The sequence below is a fragment of the Mycolicibacterium aichiense genome, from assembly GCF_010726245.1.
In the GTDB taxonomy this organism is placed as follows: Bacteria; Actinomycetota; Actinomycetes; order Mycobacteriales; family Mycobacteriaceae; genus Mycobacterium; species Mycobacterium aichiense.
The window spans coordinates 1,615,122-1,631,367 of sequence record NZ_AP022561.1 but is presented as its reverse complement, the minus strand read 5'-3'; the positions used below and the strand labels follow the sequence as shown (position 1 = coordinate 1,631,367).

At 65.9% G+C, this 16,246-nt stretch carries 18 protein-coding genes; 13 read left to right on the top strand and 5 right to left on the bottom strand.

What is annotated here, in order from left to right:
• Window positions 1–2: 2 nt before the first annotated feature.
• Together G6N32_RS07900 and G6N32_RS07895 are read right to left on the bottom strand one after the other, a co-directional pair.
• Complete coding sequence (locus tag G6N32_RS07900; RefSeq protein WP_115319116.1) at window positions 3–335, bottom strand: cupin domain-containing protein; 333 nt, start codon at window positions 333–335, stop codon at window positions 3–5.
• 10 nt (window positions 336–345) lie between these two features.
• A complete protein-coding gene (locus tag G6N32_RS07895) occupies window positions 346–780 on the bottom strand; it encodes a hypothetical protein (protein ID WP_115319115.1) in 435 nt (144 codons plus the stop codon).
• 80 nt (window positions 781–860) lie between these two features.
• On the opposite strand from G6N32_RS07895, the gene G6N32_RS07890 reads away from it, so the two are divergent.
• Complete coding sequence (locus G6N32_RS07890) at window positions 861–1,052, top strand: hypothetical protein (RefSeq protein WP_170310585.1); 192 nt, start codon at window positions 861–863, stop codon at window positions 1,050–1,052.
• Between the two features lie 8 nt (window positions 1,053–1,060).
• Here G6N32_RS07890 and G6N32_RS28545 read toward each other — a convergent pair whose 3' ends face one another.
• Entirely contained in the window at window positions 1,061–1,438 is a 378-nt protein-coding gene (locus G6N32_RS28545; RefSeq protein WP_115321001.1) for a hypothetical protein, read from the bottom strand.
• A gap of 48 nt (window positions 1,439–1,486) precedes the next feature.
• On the opposite strand from G6N32_RS28545, the gene G6N32_RS07880 reads away from it, so the two are divergent.
• From G6N32_RS07880 to G6N32_RS07825, 12 genes are all read left to right on the top strand, one after another.
• Window positions 1,487–1,993: a hypothetical protein gene (locus tag G6N32_RS07880; protein WP_115321000.1), complete on the top strand. Its 507-nt coding sequence runs from the start codon at window positions 1,487–1,489 to the stop codon at window positions 1,991–1,993.
• Between the two features lie 119 nt (window positions 1,994–2,112).
• A complete protein-coding gene (locus G6N32_RS07875; RefSeq protein ID WP_115319113.1) occupies window positions 2,113–3,324 on the top strand; it encodes a PP2C family protein-serine/threonine phosphatase in 1,212 nt (403 codons plus the stop codon).
• Window positions 3,321–4,913, top strand: a complete 1,593-nt coding sequence (locus G6N32_RS07870) for a sensor histidine kinase (RefSeq protein WP_115319112.1) — start codon at window positions 3,321–3,323, stop codon at window positions 4,911–4,913. The genes G6N32_RS07875 and G6N32_RS07870 overlap by 4 nt, the downstream gene beginning before the upstream one ends.
• Window positions 4,910–5,362, top strand: coding sequence for a response regulator (locus G6N32_RS07865; protein ID WP_115319111.1), 453 nt, complete (start codon window positions 4,910–4,912; stop codon window positions 5,360–5,362). Before G6N32_RS07870 ends, G6N32_RS07865 begins: the two co-directional genes overlap by 4 nt.
• A 294-nt stretch (window positions 5,363–5,656) precedes the next feature.
• Entirely contained in the window at window positions 5,657–6,370 is a 714-nt protein-coding gene (locus G6N32_RS07860; RefSeq protein WP_115320999.1) for an MlaE family ABC transporter permease, read from the top strand.
• 10 nt (window positions 6,371–6,380) lie between these two features.
• Window positions 6,381–7,235 carry an ABC transporter permease gene (locus G6N32_RS07855; RefSeq protein WP_115319110.1) on the top strand — a complete coding sequence of 285 codons (855 nt, stop codon included), beginning with the start codon at window positions 6,381–6,383 and terminating at the stop codon, window positions 7,233–7,235.
• Between the two features lies 1 nt (window position 7,236).
• Complete coding sequence (locus tag G6N32_RS07850; RefSeq protein ID WP_115319109.1) at window positions 7,237–8,610, top strand: MCE family protein; 1,374 nt, start codon at window positions 7,237–7,239, stop codon at window positions 8,608–8,610.
• Window positions 8,607–9,635, top strand: coding sequence for an MCE family protein (locus G6N32_RS07845; protein WP_115319108.1), 1,029 nt, complete (start codon window positions 8,607–8,609; stop codon window positions 9,633–9,635). The genes G6N32_RS07850 and G6N32_RS07845 overlap by 4 nt, the downstream gene beginning before the upstream one ends.
• The gene (locus G6N32_RS07840) at window positions 9,632–10,930 is read left to right on the top strand and encodes an MCE family protein (RefSeq protein WP_163789196.1); all 1,299 of its coding nucleotides are present in this window, start codon (window positions 9,632–9,634) and stop codon (window positions 10,928–10,930) included. The genes G6N32_RS07845 and G6N32_RS07840 overlap by 4 nt, the downstream gene beginning before the upstream one ends.
• Complete coding sequence (locus tag G6N32_RS07835; RefSeq protein ID WP_115319106.1) at window positions 10,927–12,210, top strand: MCE family protein; 1,284 nt, start codon at window positions 10,927–10,929, stop codon at window positions 12,208–12,210. Before G6N32_RS07840 ends, G6N32_RS07835 begins: the two co-directional genes overlap by 4 nt.
• On the top strand, window positions 12,207–13,346 hold the full coding sequence (locus tag G6N32_RS07830; RefSeq protein ID WP_115319105.1) for a virulence factor Mce family protein: 1,140 nt from the start codon (window positions 12,207–12,209) through the stop codon (window positions 13,344–13,346). Before G6N32_RS07835 ends, G6N32_RS07830 begins: the two co-directional genes overlap by 4 nt.
• A gap of 1 nt (window position 13,347) precedes the next feature.
• A complete protein-coding gene (locus G6N32_RS07825) occupies window positions 13,348–14,799 on the top strand; it encodes an MCE family protein (RefSeq protein ID WP_115319104.1) in 1,452 nt (483 codons plus the stop codon).
• Window positions 14,800–14,810: 11 nt separating this feature from the next.
• On the opposite strand, the gene G6N32_RS07820 is transcribed toward G6N32_RS07825, so the two are convergent.
• Window positions 14,811–15,668, bottom strand: coding sequence for an extracellular catalytic domain type 1 short-chain-length polyhydroxyalkanoate depolymerase (locus G6N32_RS07820; protein WP_115319103.1), 858 nt, complete (start codon window positions 15,666–15,668; stop codon window positions 14,811–14,813).
• Window positions 15,669–15,700: 32 nt separating this feature from the next.
• Window positions 15,701–16,048, bottom strand: coding sequence for a hypothetical protein (locus tag G6N32_RS07815; protein WP_232077565.1), 348 nt, complete (start codon window positions 16,046–16,048; stop codon window positions 15,701–15,703).
• Between the last annotated feature and the right edge of the window lie 198 nt (window positions 16,049–16,246).

Here is a 16,246-nt window from a genome sequence, read left to right as displayed (position 1 = left end):
AGTCAGCTGTCGGCGAGCACCGTCAACATGACCACCGAGTCGTCGATGGCCTGCAGGCCGTGCCGATCGCGCGGGACCACCAGCAGGTCGCCCGTCTTGCCTTCCCACGCATCGTCGGCGGTGGCCAGCCGGACGTGGCCGCGGAGCACCTGCAGCGTCGTCTCGCCCGGCGTGTGGTGCTCGCTGAGTTCATGTCCCTTGGCCAGGGCGATCACCGTCTGCCGCAGCGGGTGATCGTGGCCGCCGTGCACGGTGTGTGCGGCCCGGCCACTGTTCGACGAGCGGGCCGCGGCCAACTGTTCGTCGGCGAGCTGGGTCAGCGAGATCGAATCCATACTTTCCTCCTCAAATGTTAAGCAGCAGAACGCCACTGGAGAGCAGCGCCACCACCTTGACGACTTCCAACACGACGTAGACGTAGTGCGCGTGCGAGCGTCCGCTCTCGGCCTGTGTGGGATCGGCCAACACCGCGTCCGAGCGCCGCGTCAACGCGGGACGCACGCCGAGGACTTGGATCACCAGCGCTGCGGCGGCCACCAGGACCGCCGCGAGGACACCCGGACCGGCGGTGCCGAGTGCCAGCGCGACGGCGATGATCACCGCCAGCACCGCTTCGCAGATGTTGAGAGCCCGAAACACAAGCCGGCCGATACCGAGTCCGAGCGCAATCGTGACGCCGGGGGCCCGGAATTTCAGCGGGGCCTCCAGGAACGAAATAGCGAGCACCATCCCCAGCCAGACGAACACTGCCGCACCCGCAACTGCAGTCCAGTGGTTCACTGCGCTCCCTCACCGCCAGCACCGCTTGTGGAACCCAACTCTGCCAGACGACGGATCGCCGGCGAGCCATGATGGTGGTCATGGGCGACGACCCCGTGGCGGCACTACTTAGGTGGGAAGACGCCGGCGCGCACTGGGCGGTGATCGACCGTCACGCCGAGTCGGTCACTGTCGGGTTGTACCGCTGCGACGGCGGCGAAGAAGTCGACCGGTTCACCTCAGACGACCCCGCACTACTGGAATTCGTGCGGGGTCGCGAGAGCAGCTTCTGATATGCGGGCTACAGCTGAATGAAGCCGCCGTTCCACCACACGCCCCACGCAGGCAGGTCCGCATTCCACACCACCGGCAGCCACGGCGCCCACGGAGGCGGAGGCGGAGCGGGTGGCGCCCAGACGGGCACGACATCGTCATAGTCGGCGCGATGCCCCGGCGGAGGCAGGTAGCCCTGTCCCGGCGGCAGCGGATTGCCCGGCGCCCCGGCGTTCACTCCCGGGCCGTTCGGCACCCATGGCGCGGGTACGGGCGGGCCCGGCGGCCCGGGCGGGCCCGGGGGCCCTGGCGGGGCGGCCGCGGCAGAACCCGCGCCCGCGCTGAGCGCTACGGCGACCGCGGCGGTCACCAGCGCCGTCTTGGTGGTCAGCTTGGAGATAGTCATGATGAAAAGGCCCATACCCGCAGGCCGCGCTGCGGTAAACAGAGGATGATGCGCAGCGCGGGGTGGGCCTTGTCGATCGGTGTCGCGATCACCGCGGCCGCAGGCTGCGGCGGGAGCGTGGACACCACCCCGGCCCTGACCGCCACATCGCCGCCGAGCTCGACAAACACCGGCACGGTGGTCGCACCGGCGGCACAGCCCCGCTCGGTGAAGTGGGTTGATCTCCAAGCCGGTGACTGCCTGGCCGCCCCGCCGCCCACCGACCCCGCGGTCGTCGAGGTCAGCGTCGTCGGCTGCGGGGGTCCCCACGCCGCCGAGACCTATCTCCGTGCGCCGATCCCGGTGAATACCGCCCTCGACGACGTCGCCACCCGCGACTGCGCCGCAGGCCTTCAGCGTTACATCGGCGGCGCTGCCGCGGCAGGCACGTACTCCACGAGCTACCTGATCGACTCCGACCAGGACCGGACGGCGGACAATCCCTACCCCAGCACGGTAATTTGCCTGCTGCAGGGCGTTGACGGTCGAGCGCTGACCGGCACGGCACGCCGCTGACCTGCGTCGCGACCGAGTCAGGTTGGGTGTGACGGGGGGTAGCCGGTAGGGTCGAAGAGCTGTTCGAAGAATACCTAGGTCAAAGCGCGGCCGATCTGAACTTAAGGATCTGATCTTTCATGCGCGCACCTTACGACCCACAGGTGCTGAATCCTGCCGGTTTTGCCGGTGCCACGAAGCGACCAATCTCGTTGCTGCTGATCGAGGACGATCAGGGCGACGCCATTCTGGTCGAGGAGTTGATCTCCGAGGCCGGCGCCGATATCAGCGTGGAGTGGGCCGCATCGATGGCGATCGCCCAGGAGAAGCTCGTCGCCCACCGGCCCGACTGCGTGCTGCTCGATCTCAATCTCCCCGACGCCAACGGCGTTGCCGCCGTGGACCGAGTGGCCAAGATGGACGCAGGCCTGCCGATCGTCGTCCTCACCGGCCTCAACGATCAACACTTCGGCATGTCGGCGATGGCCTCCGGCGCCCAGGATTACCTCGTCAAGGGCCACGTCGAGCCCGAGACGCTGCACCGTTCGGTGCTGTACGCCATCGAACGCAAACGCACCGAGCTCACCGCCGTCGATCTGCACACCAGTCAGATGCGGGCCGAGGAGAACGCCCGTCTAGAGCGAGCCCTGCTGCCGCTACCGCTACTGCACGAAGACCCCGGTGTCGAAATCGTCACGCAGTACCGACCCAGCCGGGAGAACGCCCTGCTGGGCGGCGACTTCTACGACATGGTGCAAACCCCGGACGGCACCGTGCACGTCATGGTCGGCGATGTGGCCGGCCACGGCCCCGACGAGGCCGCGCTGGGGGCGGCACTGCGCATCGGCTGGCGGGCGCTGACGTTCGCGGGCCTGCGCGGCAATGACCGGATGCGCCGCCTCGAGCAGGTCCTGCGCGCCGAGCGCGCAGGTAGCGGCATCTTCGCGACCGTGCTCAGCATCGCTATGTGGCCCGACTCGCGAGGCTTCACCGCCGTCCGCGCCGGGCACCCCGGAATGCTGCTCCACGGACCGGGCACCGTCGAATGGATCGAGCCGCCAGCTGGGCCGGCTTTGGGTCTGGGTGCGCAGCAGTGGCCGCAGAACGAGTTGGAGCTGCCCGATGGCCATGGACTGGTGTTACTGACCGACGGCCTGTTCGAGGGGCACTCTGGTATCGGCGAGAAGCGACTCGGTGAAGAAGGTCTGCTCGACCTCGCCCGCTCGATCGCCGATCTTCCCGGCCCCGAGTTCGTGGAGGGCCTCATCAAGGGCGCAGAATCGCTGGCCGCCTCCCACGGTGGCATTACCGACGACATCGCGGTGCTGCGCGTCGAGCGGACCCGCCGATGAAAGAGGTTGCGGGCACCCGGCTGTCCGGTATGACGGTGCGGGGCTGGCTCAGCGTCGTGCTGTTGATGCTCGGTGTGGTGGTGTTCGGCGGCGCACTGGTGGCGGCGGTGCTACTCAACCGAACCGACGAGACCAGCCGGCAGCTGATCGACAACATTCAGCCCGCGCGTGTCGCCGCCTACCAGCTGCAGGCCGCGTTGCGTGATCAGGAGACCGCGGTTCGCGGCTATGTCATCGCCGCCGACGAACAGTTCTTATCGCCCTACTACGAGGGCCAGCGCACCGAACAGACTGCAGCGCAGGCTATTCGACATCAGCTCGCCGGACGCCCCGAGTTACTCGCCGACCTTGACGCGATAGAGAACTCGGCGGCGACCTGGCGGGGCCAATACGCGGGTCCGCTGATCGCCAGCGTCACACCTGGCTCACCGAGCGTGTTGACGAAGGCCACCGCGGAAGCCGGGAAGTCGAAATTCGATTCCCTGCGAGGGCTTTTCGACGCGCAGAATCAGCACCTCGCCGCCGCCCGCACCGACGCGGTGCAACAGCTCGACACCGCCCAGGCGTGGCGCGACCGCGCCTCGGCCGTGGTGATCGCCGCCTTCCTGATCACCGGCTTCGCGATCACGATCCTGGTTCGCAATGCGGTCACCCGACCCATGGAGGCCTTGGCATCCGCGTGCCGGCGGATCACCAAGGGAAACTTCGACGAGCAGATCATTCCCGAGGGCCCCAAGGATATTCGCGCGATCGCCGCCGACGTCGAAGGCATGCGACGCCGTATCGTCGACGAACTCGAGGCGTCCAGCGAAGCCCGCGCACAACTGGACGAACAGGCCGCCGAGCTTCGTCGCTCCAACGCCGAGCTCGAGCAATTCGCCTACGTCGCGTCGCACGACCTGCAGGAGCCACTGCGCAAGGTCGCGTCGTTCTGTCAGCTGCTGGAGAAGCGCTACGGCGACCAGCTGGACGAACGTGGCCACCAGTACATCGATTTCGCTGTCGACGGCGCCAAGCGGATGCAGGTTTTGATCAACGACCTGTTGACGTTCTCCAGGGTCGGCCGGTTGCACGCCACCCAGGTCGACGTGAAGCTCGATACCGTGCTGGACGCCGCAATCGCCAATGTGGCCACCGCGATCGAGGAGACCGGTGCCGAGATCACCCGCTCGGGCCCGTTGCCCACGGTGACCGGCGACCCGACCCTGCTGACGATGTTGTGGCAGAACCTGGTCAGCAACGCGGTGAAGTTCCGCCGCGACGACGTTGCCCCGCGCATCGCCATCACCTCCGAAACCGGTACCGGTGATGACGAAGGGCAGTGGGTGTTCACGTTCTCCGACAACGGAATCGGAATCGCCGACGAATTCGTCGACAAGGTGTTCGTGATCTTCCAGCGGCTACACGGCCGGGATGCCTATGCAGGCACCGGAATCGGCCTGGCGCTGGTGAAGAAGATCGTCGAGCACCACGGCGGCACCATCTCGATCGACACCGCCTACGACGGCGGTACCCGATTCCGCTTCACCCTGCCCGCCCATATCGCACCCGATACCCGAGCTTTGCAACTGGAAGGAACCGCTTCATGAGCGACAGCAGTCGCGCCATCGACGTCCTGCTCATCGAGGACGACCCCGGAGACGAGCTCATCACCCGGGAGGCGTTCGAGCACAACAAGCTCAAGAACACCCTGCATGTGGTGCACGACGGGCAGGAAGGCCTGGACTATCTGTACCGGCGCGGCCCATTCGCCGATGCTCCTCGCCCGGACCTCATCCTGCTGGACCTGAACCTGCCCAAATACGACGGGCGGCAGCTGCTGGAGAAGATCAAATCCGACGACGACCTCAGCACCATCCCGGTGGTGGTGCTCACCACGTCGTCGGCCGAAGAGGACATCCTGCGCAGCTACAAGCTGCACGCCAACGCCTACGTCACCAAACCGGTCGACCTCGACCAGTTCATGAGCGCGGTCCGGCAGATCGACGAGTTCTTCGTCCAGGTGGTTCGGCTGCCGGGGGGCTCACAGAACCGGTGACCGCCGGGACGCAGCAAAGGCTGAGCAGGGCCTGCCGGCCGTTTGCGGTGGGCCGAACCGCACAGCCTGATTCGCCCGTACGAGGGCGTCGAACCTACTGCTAACCCTTTGGGGGTAGGAATTAGCCCCCATTGAGGAGCAGCAACTTCAGCAACGCTCACGATAGCGTTCCGCCATGCCGCCGGTCGTCATGGTCGAACCCGGGCCGACGAACCGGTCGGCACCGGGTGGGAACCCGTGACCGCGACGTATCCACTGATCAAGCCGGTACGGGCATTCGGCGGGTTCATCGCCATGTCGCTGGACACCATGGTTGTGATGTTCCAGCCCCCCTTCGCCTGGCGTGAATACCTGCTGCAGACCTGGTTCGTCGCGCGCGTTTCAGTGCTCCCGGCACTCATGCTCACTCTGCCGTACTCAGTGCTGCTGGTGTTCACCTTCAATATCCTGCTCGGCGAATTCGGTGCCACCGATTTCTCCGGGACGGGCGCCGCGATCGGCACCGTCAACCAAATCGGGCCCATTGTCACCGTTTTGGTTGTCTCGGGTGCCGGTGCCACCGCCATGTGCGCCGATCTGGGAGCTCGCACCATCCGGGAAGAACTCGACGCCCTACGGGTGATGGGCATCAATCCGATTCAGGCACTGGTGGTTCCACGGGTGCTCGCGGCCACCACTGTTGCGCTGGCATTGTCGGCGACCGTGATCCTGGCAGGGTTGACCGGCGCCTACATCTTCTGCGTCTACATCCAGCACGTCTCCCCCGGCGCATTCGCCGCGGGTATGACCCTATTGACCGGTATGGGTGACGTTCTCGTCTCGCTCACAAAGGCAACGCTTTTCGGCCTCTCCGCCGGACTGATCGCCTGCTACAAGGGCATCTCTGTGGGCGGCGGCCCGGCCGGTGTCGGTAACGCGGTCAATGAGACCGTCGTGTTCACCTTCATGGTGCTGTTCGCGATCAACGTGATCGTGACCGCCGTGGGCATCCAGTTCACGGTGGGATGAGGATGGCCCGGTGAGTGTCAGCACGCCCAGTAGATTGCACCCGAAGCTGCTCAGCGGTGTGCAGGGCGCCACCACGGGCTGGAAGCGGATCGGAGCCCAAACCCGGTTCTATGTCACGACTTTGGTTGCCATACCGGAGGCGGTCACCCGCTATCACAAAGAGCTGTTGCGCCTCATCGCCCAGATGGGCCTCGGCGCAGGCGCTCTGGCAGTCGTGGGTGGCACCGTCGCGATCGTCGGATTCCTGACCATGACCACCGGCGCTCTGGTCGCCGTACAGGGCTACAACCAATTGTCCTCGGTCGGCTTCGAGGCGTTGACCGGTTTCGCGTCGGCCTTCTTCAACGTCCGCCTCATCGTGCCAGGAACCGTGTCGGTGGCGTTGTCCGCGACGATCGGCGCCGGAGCCACCGCGCAGCTCGGCGCGATGAGGATCAACGAGGAGATCGACGCACTCGAGGTGATCGGCATCCGCTCGGTCACCTACCTGGCCTCGACTCGCGTATTGGCCGGCGTGATCGTCGTGATCCCGTTGTACTGCATCGCCGTCATGATGGCGTTTCTGGCGGCGCGTACCGGAACCGTCGCCATCTACGGGCAGGGTTCAGGCGTCTACGACCACTACTTCAACACCTTCCTCAACCCCACCGACGTGATCTGGTCGTTCGTGCAGTCCGTGGCGATGACCGTCGTAATCATGCTGGTGCACACCTATTACGGCTTCACCGCGAGGGGCGGCCCCGCCGGTGTCGGTGAGGCGGTCGGGCGCGCGGTGCGCACGTCGATGGTGGTGGCAGCGGTCGAGATCGTGATGATCTCCCTGGCTGTCTACGGACAGTCGGGCAACTTCAACCTGGCCGGGTGAGATGGACGCCCGCCCCGGTGAGAACCGTCTTCCCGACGGCTGGTGGACCGTCATACTCGTGGCGGCGATCGGCGTCTTCTTCTTCGTGACCGGAACCGCGTTCGCCGGCACGTTCCGCTCCTACGTGCCGGTCACCATAACCTCGGACCGCTCCGGACTTGTCATGGAGACCGGCGCCAAAGTGAAGATGCGCGGAGTGCAGGTCGGACGCGTCGCCGCCATCGGCGGTGGACACGGTCCGGCCAGTCTGCGACTCGAGATCGATCCCGACCAGATCCGTTACATCCCGGCGAATGTCGGCGCACAGATCAGGTCCACCACTGTCTTCGGCGCCAAGTTCGTCGACCTCGTTTACCCCGACGACCCGAGCCCGAAGCGCTTGGCCGCCGGCGCGGTACTGCGTTCGGCCAATGTCACCACCGAGGTCAACACCGTCTTCGAGAATGTCGTCAACCTGCTCGACATGGTCGACCCCGCCAAACTGAACGCCGTGCTGACGGCGGTCGCCGACGGAGTTCGCGGGCAAGGCCCCCGGATGGGCCAGGCGACCACCGACCTCAACCAGGTCCTCACGGCGCTCAACGAGCGCAGTGACACGATCCGCGCGGATTGGCGATCCTTCAAGAACTTCAACGACACCTACGCCGCGGCCGCACCCGACATCGTGGCCATCCTCAACTCCGCCAGCACCGTCAGCACCACCGTCGCCGACCGATCACAGGCATTGGACACGTTGCTGCTCAACACAATCGGGTTCGCCCAGTCCGGCCACGACCTGCTGGAAAGCAGTGGCGGCAACCTGGTACGCGCGGCGAACATCCTGGAGCCCACGACGGCATTGCTGCTCAAGTACAACCCCGTCTACACATGCTGGCTGCAAGGCGCGACCTGGACGCTGAACAATGGCGGCTACGAGGCCTGGGGCGGCAAGGACGGCAAGTCCGCGGTGTTCGACATCGCGCTACTGCTGGGCAACGACCCCTATCAGTATCCGGACAACCTGCCTATCGTCGGCGCCAAAGGCGGCCCCGGTGGAAAGCCCGGCTGCGGGTCGCTACCGGACGTCACCAAGAACTTCCCGGTGCGCCAACTCGTCACGAACACCGGCTGGGGCACGGGCCTGGACATCCGGCCCAATCCCGGTCTGGGGCATCCCTGTTGGGCGGACTGGTTCCCGGTGACTCGTGGCAATCCGCGGCCGCCCAGCATCCGGCAGTGCCTGCCCGGACCCGCTCCGGGACCCGACCCGGGTCCGGGCATGCCGCCCTACGGCGCGGCCTGGTACGGCCCCGGTGGCGTGCCGCTGTGGCCGGGCGTCCCGCCCGCACCGGAACCCCCGCCAGCACAACCGCAACCGACGGAGGGCCAGCCGTGAAGGACAATCTCGCGGGCGCGGTGTGGCGTCTCGGCATCTTTCTGACGGTGTGCTTCCTCGGCGCATTCGCGCTGCTGGCCATCTTCGCCCAGTTCCGCTTCACCACCGGCACGGTCTACAACGCGGTGTTCACCAATGTCACCGGCCTGAAGAAAGGCGACTTCGTCCGCGTCGCCGGTGTCGAGGTGGGCAAGGTCGAAGACATCCGAATCAACCGCGACGCGACCGTGCGAGTCGAATTCTCGGCAGCCGACACGCTGGTGCTCACCGAGGGAACTCGGGCGATCATCCGCTACGACAATGTCATCGGCGGCCGGTTCCTGGCGCTCGACGACGGTACGGGCGGAGTCAAACGCCTCTCGGCGGGCCAGACCATTCCCGTCGAACGTACCGCCCCGGCGTTGGATCTCGACTCGGTGATCGGCGGCTTCAAGCCGCTGTTCCGCGCCCTGAGCCCAGAGCAGGTGAACGCGCTGAGCGCACAGCTCAACCAGGCCTTGCAGGGACAGGGAGCGACGATCGGCTCATTCCTCAATCAGGCTGCGATACTGACCAATACCCTGGCCGACCGCGATCAGTTGATCAGTGAGGTCATCACCAACCTCGACGCGGTCCTGGGTGCGCTGGGCAGTCAGAGCGCCCAACTCGACAAAGCCGTCACCAATCTGACGGGTTTGGTGCAGGCCCTAGACGCCCGCCGGAACGACGTCGCCGCCGCGTTCACCTCCACCAGTGCGGCGGCGGGAAGCGTCGCCGATCTGCTCGCAGGCGCCCGTGCGCCGTTCCAGAAGGTGGTCCACGAAACCGACCGGGTCTCGTCGATCGCGGTGGCCGATCACGAATACCTGGAGAAGCTGATCGACACACTCCCAGACAAATACCGCGCCCTGCAGCGGCAGGGAATGTACGGCGACTTCTTCAGCTTCTACCTCTGCGACCTGATACTGAAGTTGAACGGCAAAGGCGGACAACCGGTTTTCGTCAAGGTGGCCGGACAGGACACCGGGCGGTGCACGCCGAAGTGAAGTCCTTTTCCGAACGCAACCCGGTCATCCTGGGGGCAGTCGGCGCCGTCGTCATCGCCGGGATCGTGATGGGTGCGCTGAATTGGCAGAAGCTGCCGTTCCTCAATCCCGGCCGCAACTACTCCGCGTACTTCGCCGAGGCGGGCGGCCTGTTCACCGGGGCCACCGTAGAGGTGTCGGGCTTGCCCGTCGGCAAAGTATCCAGCATCGAACTCGACGGCCCGCAGGTCTTGGTGACCTTCCGGATCGACGGCGACGTCCATCTCGGTGAGCGCACTCTGGCCGCCATCAAGACGAAGGGACTGCTGGGCACGAAGATGCTCGACGTCACTCCGCGCGGCGACGGTGCGCTGACCGGCCCCATCCCGCGGGACCGAACCACCTCGCCCTATCAACTCCCCGACGCCCTCGGCGACCTGACCACCACCATCAGCGGGCTTGACACCCAACAGCTTTCGCAGTCGCTGTCGACGATGGCCGAGACCTTCGCCCACACGCCGCCCGACCTGCATCAGGCGGTCGTCGGAGTGTCCCGGTTCGCCGACACCCTCAACAAGCAGGATGCCCAGTTGCGCAACCTGTTGACCAACGCGGCGAAGACCACTCAGGTCCTCGCCGAACGCACCGACCAGATCGTCGAACTCGTGCGTCAGACCAACTCCCTGCTGATCGCTCTCAACGCCCAAAGCGCGGGCCTCGACCAGCTGTGGCAGAAGCTCTCCGACGTCTCGCGGCAACTCAAGGGTTTCATCGCCGAGAACCGCACCCAGCTGAAACCGGCGCTGGAGAAGCTCAACGGCGTTCTGACGATCGTCGATGACCGCAAGGGGCGCGTGCAAGAAGCGATCAAGCGGCTCAACAGCTATGCGATGTCCTTGGGCGAGTCGGTGTCGTCCGGGCCGTTCTTCAAGGCCTACCTGGCCAACCTGTTTCCCGGACAGTTCGTGCAGCCGTTCGTCGACGCCGCATTCTCCGATCTCGGTGTCGACCCGGCTACCCTGCTGCCGTCCTTGCGGACCGACCCACAAGTCGGCCAACCGGGCACACCGGCGCTGCCGGTGCCCTACCCGCGGACCGGCCAAGGCGGTGAACCGCACCTGAATCTGCCCGACGCCATCACCGGTAAGCCAGGCGACCCCCGCTACCCCTACCGTGAGCCGCTGCCCGCACCGCCACCCGGTGGGCCGCCCCCGGGGCCGCCCGCCGCAGCACCGCCCGGCATCGCCTCCACCCCGGACCCGACGCCGGCGCCGGTGTACGTGCCTGCCCCCGGCGAGCCAGGAGCCGCCCAATGACCAAGCTACGCAACGCCCGCACCGCACTCGCGATCGTCTTGGTGCTGATCCTGGCCGGCGGCGTTCTGTTACGCGGCGTCGGACACGGTAACCGCATCGACGTCGTCGGCTACTTCGACAACAGCACGGCGCTGTTCCCCGGGGACGACGTCCGCATTCTCGGCGTGCCAGTGGGCAAGGTGACTGCGGTCGAGCCGCATCCCGACGGGGTGAAGATCGCGTTCTGGTTCGACCGCAAATACAAGGTGCCCGCCGACGCGCTGGCGGCGATCCTCTCGCCGATGCTGGTCACCGGCCGCGCCATCGCGTTGACGCCGGTCTATACCGGCGGACCGACGATGCGCGACGGCGCTGTCATCCCCCGCAGCCGCACCGCGGTTCCGGTGGAGTGGGATGAGGTGCGGGTGCAGCTGAAGCGCCTCACCGAACTGCTCAAACCGACTGCTCCGGGCGGTGTCAGCACACTGGGCTCCTTCATCGACACCGCCGCGGACAACCTGCGCGGGCAGGGCGGCACCATCCGCGAGACGATCGTCAAACTGTCCCAGGCGATGTCGGTTCTGGGCGACCACAGCGGTGACATCTTCGCGACGTTCAAGAACTTGTCCATCCTCATCAGCGCCTTGCGCGGCAGCAGCGACGTACTGGGACAGCTCAATGAGAACCTCGCCGCGGTGACCGGGCTACTGGCCGACGACCCGAGGAAGATCGGTGCCGCATTCACCGACATGAACTCGGTCATCGGCGATGTCAGGGATTTCGTCGAGGACACCGGTGACACCATCGGCACCACCACCGAGAAGCTGGCGTCGATCAGTACCGCGCTCAACGACAGCCTCGACGACATCAAGCAGACCCTGCACATCGCGCCGACCACGGTCGCCAATTTCACCAACATCTACGAGGCGTCCAACGGCGCCTTCACCGGTGCGCTCGCGGTCAACAACTTCGCCAATCCGATCTCGTTCCTGTGCGGGGCAATTCAAGCAGCGTCGCGACTCGGCGCCGAGCAGTCCGCGAAGCTGTGTGTGCAGTACCTGGCGCCCATCATCAAAAACCGCCAGTACAACTTCCCGCCGATCGGCGAGAACTTCCTGGTCGGCCCGCAAGCCCGGCCCAACGAGGTGACCTACAGCGAGGACTGGATGCGTCCCGACTACGTGCCGCCCGCGGCGCCCGCGGCGCCCGCGGCCCCGCTGCCCGCCGAGGAACCGGTGGTGGCCACCGACCCGGCAGCGGGACTGACCGGGATGATGACCCCGAGCGGAGGCGGATCATGATCGTCCGTCGCGCGGCCAGTCTCGCGATGCTGCTCGTGGTGGTGGCCGCGTCGTCCGGCTGCGGCATCGATACCTGGCAGGGACTCAACTCGCTGCCCCTGCCCGGCACTCAGGGCGGCGGGCCAGGATCATTCGTGATCCAGGCAGAGATGCCCGACGTCAACAATATTCAGCCCAATTCCAGGGTGCGGGTCGGCGACGCCACGGTGGGACACATCACCAAGATCGAATTGGAGGGCTGGCATGCGTTGGTCACCATGCGACTCGACGGTGATGTCGACCTGCCCGACAACGCCATTGCCACGATCGGTCTCACCAGCATCCTGGGTTCACAGCACATCGAATTGAGCGCACCCGCCGACACCCCCCCGCAAGGCCGGCTGCACGCCGGCTCACGCATTCCGCTGTCCCATGCGGGGGCCTACCCGACCGTCGAACAAACCCTGGCCGCAGTCTCCACCGTCCTCAACGGCGGCGGCCTGGCACAGGTTCAGGACATCACCGAGGCATTCAGTACGGCATTCCGCGGCCGAGAAGAGGACCTGCGCAGCCTCATCGGTCAACTGGACACCTTCGCCGGCAACGTCAACGACCAGACCGACGACATCATCGCCGCCACCGACAGTCTCAACCGGCTGACCGGGGTGCTCGCCGCGAACCGGCCCGTGCTGGATCAGGCGCTCAAGACGGTGCCCGAGGCACTCGCGGTGCTCAACAACGAACGTGACAATCTCGTCCAAGCCGCCGATCAGCTCGGCAAGTTCAGCAACCTGGTCGTCAGCTCGGTCGGTCAGAGTAAAGCCAACCTGATCAAGGAGCTCAAAGACATTGGACCGGTGCTGGAGTCGCTGGCCAACGCCGGGCCCAGCATGACCCGTGCACTGAGCCTTATCCCCACCTTCCCGTTCCCGAACGAGACCATCGAGAACTGGCAGCGCGGCGACTACGCCAACATGACCGCCGTCGTCGACCTCACGCTGAGCCGTATCGACCAGGGTCTGTTCACCGGAACCCGGTGGGAAGGCAATCTGACCGAGCTCGAGATGCAGTGGGGGCGAACGATCGGGCAGTTCCCCAGCCCGTACACCAAGAGCAACCCGCTGGTCGCGCCGTACAACTTCGATCAAGGCCCCTGATATGCATCTGACCCGCAGGATGCTGATCCAGCTCGCAGTCTTCGCGGTCATCGCGCTCACCGCGATCGCCGTGATGGGTTTGCACTTTCTCAAGCTGCCCGCCAAGTGGTTCGGAGTAGGCCGCTACAGCGTGACCATGCAGTTGCCGGAGACCGGCGGTCTGTACAACACCGGCAACGTCACCTACCGGGGTGTCGAGGTCGGCCGGGTTCAGTCAGTTCGATTGAGCGACAGCGGAGTTGACGCCGTCTTGTCATTGAAGTCGGGCATCGACATCCCGTCTGACCTGCGCGGCGAAGTGCACAGCCAATCCGCCATCGGTGAACAGTACGTCGATCTGATCCCCCGCGACGGCACCGCACGGCCGCTGCGGGACGGCGATGTCATCCCCCGCGACCACACCTCCGTGCCACCGGACATCAACGCGCTCCTCGACGCCGCCAACTCCGGGTTGCAGGCGATCCCACGGGAGAACCTCAAGACCGCGATCGACGAGGCCTACACGGCCGTCGGCGGCCTGGGCCCGCAGTTGTCCGACATCGTCAAGGGTTCAACCACTTTGGCGATCGACGCCCGTGCGAACCTCGATCCGCTGATCAATCTCATCGACAACGCCAAGCCGGTGCTCGACTCCCAGGTGCAGACATCTGCCGCGATTCGAGCCTGGGCCTCGCACATCGCGACCGTGACCGGCGAACTGAAAGCCAACAACGATGCCGTGGCCGGCGTGATCGACCAGGGCGGCCTCGTCGCGACAAATGAGCAGGCGCGCAACCTGATCGAGCGGCTCAAGCCGACGCTGCCGGTGATCGTCGCCAACCTTTCCAGCATCGGCCAGGTTGCCGTGACATATCAGAATGACATCGAACAATTGCTCGTCCTGCTGCCGCACGCGGTGTCGGAAGGACAGGCCACCTTCATGGCCAACGCCAACACCAATCAGGCCTACCGCGGCGAGTACCTGTCATTCAACCTCAACATCAACCTTCCACCGGCCTGCACCACCGGCTTCCTGCCCGCCCAGCAGCAGCGCATCCCGAACCTGGTCGACTATCCCGAGCGTCCACCCGGTGACCTGTACTGCCGCACCCCTCAGGACTCGCCGTTCAATGTCCGTGGCGCGCGCAATATTCCGTGCGAGACGGTGCCGGGTAAGCGAGCGCCCACGGTCAAGCTCTGCCAGAGCGAGCAGAACTATGTGCCCCTCAACGAGGGCTACAACTGGAAAGGCGACCCGAACGCGACACTGTCCGGGCAACCGGTGCCCGACGTTCCGCCAGAGGGTCCCCCGACCGACGTCCCCCCGCCTGCGCTGGTGGCCGTCAGCGGGTACGACCCCGCGACAGGTACCTACGTCGGACCCAACGGGCGCGAATACACCCAATCCGAACTGGCCGAGCCTGCCAAGCAGAACAGCACGTGGCAGTCGATGCTGCTGCCCGGGCAGCCGTGATCAGCCCTGGCTCAGGTGCCGTGCGCGGCAAAGAACTCCGCGCTGGCCCGTGACGCGTCGAAGGCCGCCGCGGGACTCACCGGCCAGGTGTGGCCCCATCCGTTGATGGTGATGAATGCAACCTCGGTGCCGTCCGCGCAACCGAAGGCGAGCAAGCGTTTTCCGCCATCGATCGTCGTGGTTGTTGCCGGCGGACAGCGGTCGAACGCCAACCACCGATCCACCATCGTCGGCGCGGACACGACGGTGCTGGCTCCCCCGCGCCCGATCATGCGACCGCCCTTGTAAGGCACCACCTTGTCAGCGGTGCCGTGAATCGCAAGCACCGCAACAGGTTTGGACGGATTGCAGCGGACGTTCACTCCCAGCGTGCTCGACACCGGGGCTATTGCGGCCACCAGATCGGGTCGCTCGCACGCCAGCCGGTTGGCCATGAACCCGCCTGCCGACATTCCGGTGACGAAGACCCGTCCAGCCGGGATGTTGTAGTCATGGGTGAGCCGGCCGATCAGTGCCGCCAGAAACCCGACATCATCGACCCCCTGCCGGTCCGGTGCCGCCGCGCCGCGCCCGTCGGCCCAACTGAAGTCGATGCCGTTGGGATAGGCGACAACCCAGCCGTACTGGTCGGCGATGGCGTTGTAATTGGTCTCCGCGGATTGCTTGCGGCCGGTCTGACTCCCGCCGTGCAAGTTGATCACCAGGCCGTTCGGGTGGGCCAGCCCATCGGGCACATGTAACACGTACGTCCGCTGCACGCCACCGAAAGTCAGGGCACCGGGCGGATCTCCGGTGGCCGAGGCGTGTTCTGCGGGAACTGCGAAGAGAAGAAAAAGAGCAGCGAGGAGTGCTGTCCGACGGCGACTCACGGGATGTCTTTCTACTGGGGCGTGAATTCGGCCTAGCGGTCGCCGCGGCTGCAATTGGGGTTCGCGGGCTTGGTCGGCCACGCACAGACGTCGAGGTAGGTGTTGGTGCTGTAGCCGCCACCGTCGAACACGCCATAGGCGCCGCCATTGGTTCCGGTATAGGTGGCACCGCCCCCGCCCTGGCCGCCCGAGGTGACCATGGTGGTCACCGTCCAGCCCTTCTCTTCCAGGGCTGCCTTGTAGGCCGTCATCACATCGGCGGGTGACCCGTTGACCTGAAAGTAGAGATGGATTCCGCCGTCAGCGATGTTGTCCGGCCCCTTGGTCGTTTGGCTGTTCGCCGGCGTCGGCACCAGTGAGGGCAGCTTGTCAGCGGCCACCGGGGCGGCACTCGCAGATGTGCTCGAAGACGAGGTCGCACTCGCAGTCGTCGCCGCCGAACTCGCGGATGACGCAACCGTGCTGCCGGAGTCGGAGTTGCCACAGGCGGTACCGGTCAGTGCGACCGCTACGGCAACGGCTGCCGCAGCAGAGAATCCACGTCTCATCAGTGCCTCCTGTGTCGGGCGAATCATGCG

Bases quoted from the DNA above. Each gene is read 5' to 3' on its own strand.
- G6N32_RS07860 (WP_115320999.1), top strand. From the start codon at position 5,657: ATGTCGCTGGACACCATGGTTGTGATGTTCCAGCCCCCCTTCGCCTGG.
- G6N32_RS07835 (WP_115319106.1), top strand. From the start codon at position 10,927: ATGACCAAGCTACGCAACGCCCGCACCGCACTCGCGATCGTCTTGGTG.
- G6N32_RS28545 (WP_115321001.1), bottom strand. From the start codon at position 1,438: ATGACTATCTCCAAGCTGACCACCAAGACGGCGCTGGTGACCGCCGCG.
- G6N32_RS07900 (WP_115319116.1), bottom strand. From the start codon at position 335: ATGGATTCGATCTCGCTGACCCAGCTCGCCGACGAACAGTTGGCCGCG.
- G6N32_RS07825 (WP_115319104.1), top strand. From the start codon at position 13,348: ATGCATCTGACCCGCAGGATGCTGATCCAGCTCGCAGTCTTCGCGGTC.
- G6N32_RS07890 (WP_170310585.1), top strand. From the start codon at position 861: ATGGGCGACGACCCCGTGGCGGCACTACTTAGGTGGGAAGACGCCGGC.
- G6N32_RS07880 (WP_115321000.1), top strand. From the start codon at position 1,487: ATGCGCAGCGCGGGGTGGGCCTTGTCGATCGGTGTCGCGATCACCGCG.
- G6N32_RS07830 (WP_115319105.1), top strand. From the start codon at position 12,207: ATGATCGTCCGTCGCGCGGCCAGTCTCGCGATGCTGCTCGTGGTGGTG.
- G6N32_RS07870 (WP_115319112.1), top strand. From the start codon at position 3,321: ATGAAAGAGGTTGCGGGCACCCGGCTGTCCGGTATGACGGTGCGGGGC.
- G6N32_RS07875 (WP_115319113.1), top strand. From the start codon at position 2,113: ATGCGCGCACCTTACGACCCACAGGTGCTGAATCCTGCCGGTTTTGCC.
- G6N32_RS07865 (WP_115319111.1), top strand. From the start codon at position 4,910: ATGAGCGACAGCAGTCGCGCCATCGACGTCCTGCTCATCGAGGACGAC.
- G6N32_RS07850 (WP_115319109.1), top strand. From the start codon at position 7,237: ATGGACGCCCGCCCCGGTGAGAACCGTCTTCCCGACGGCTGGTGGACC.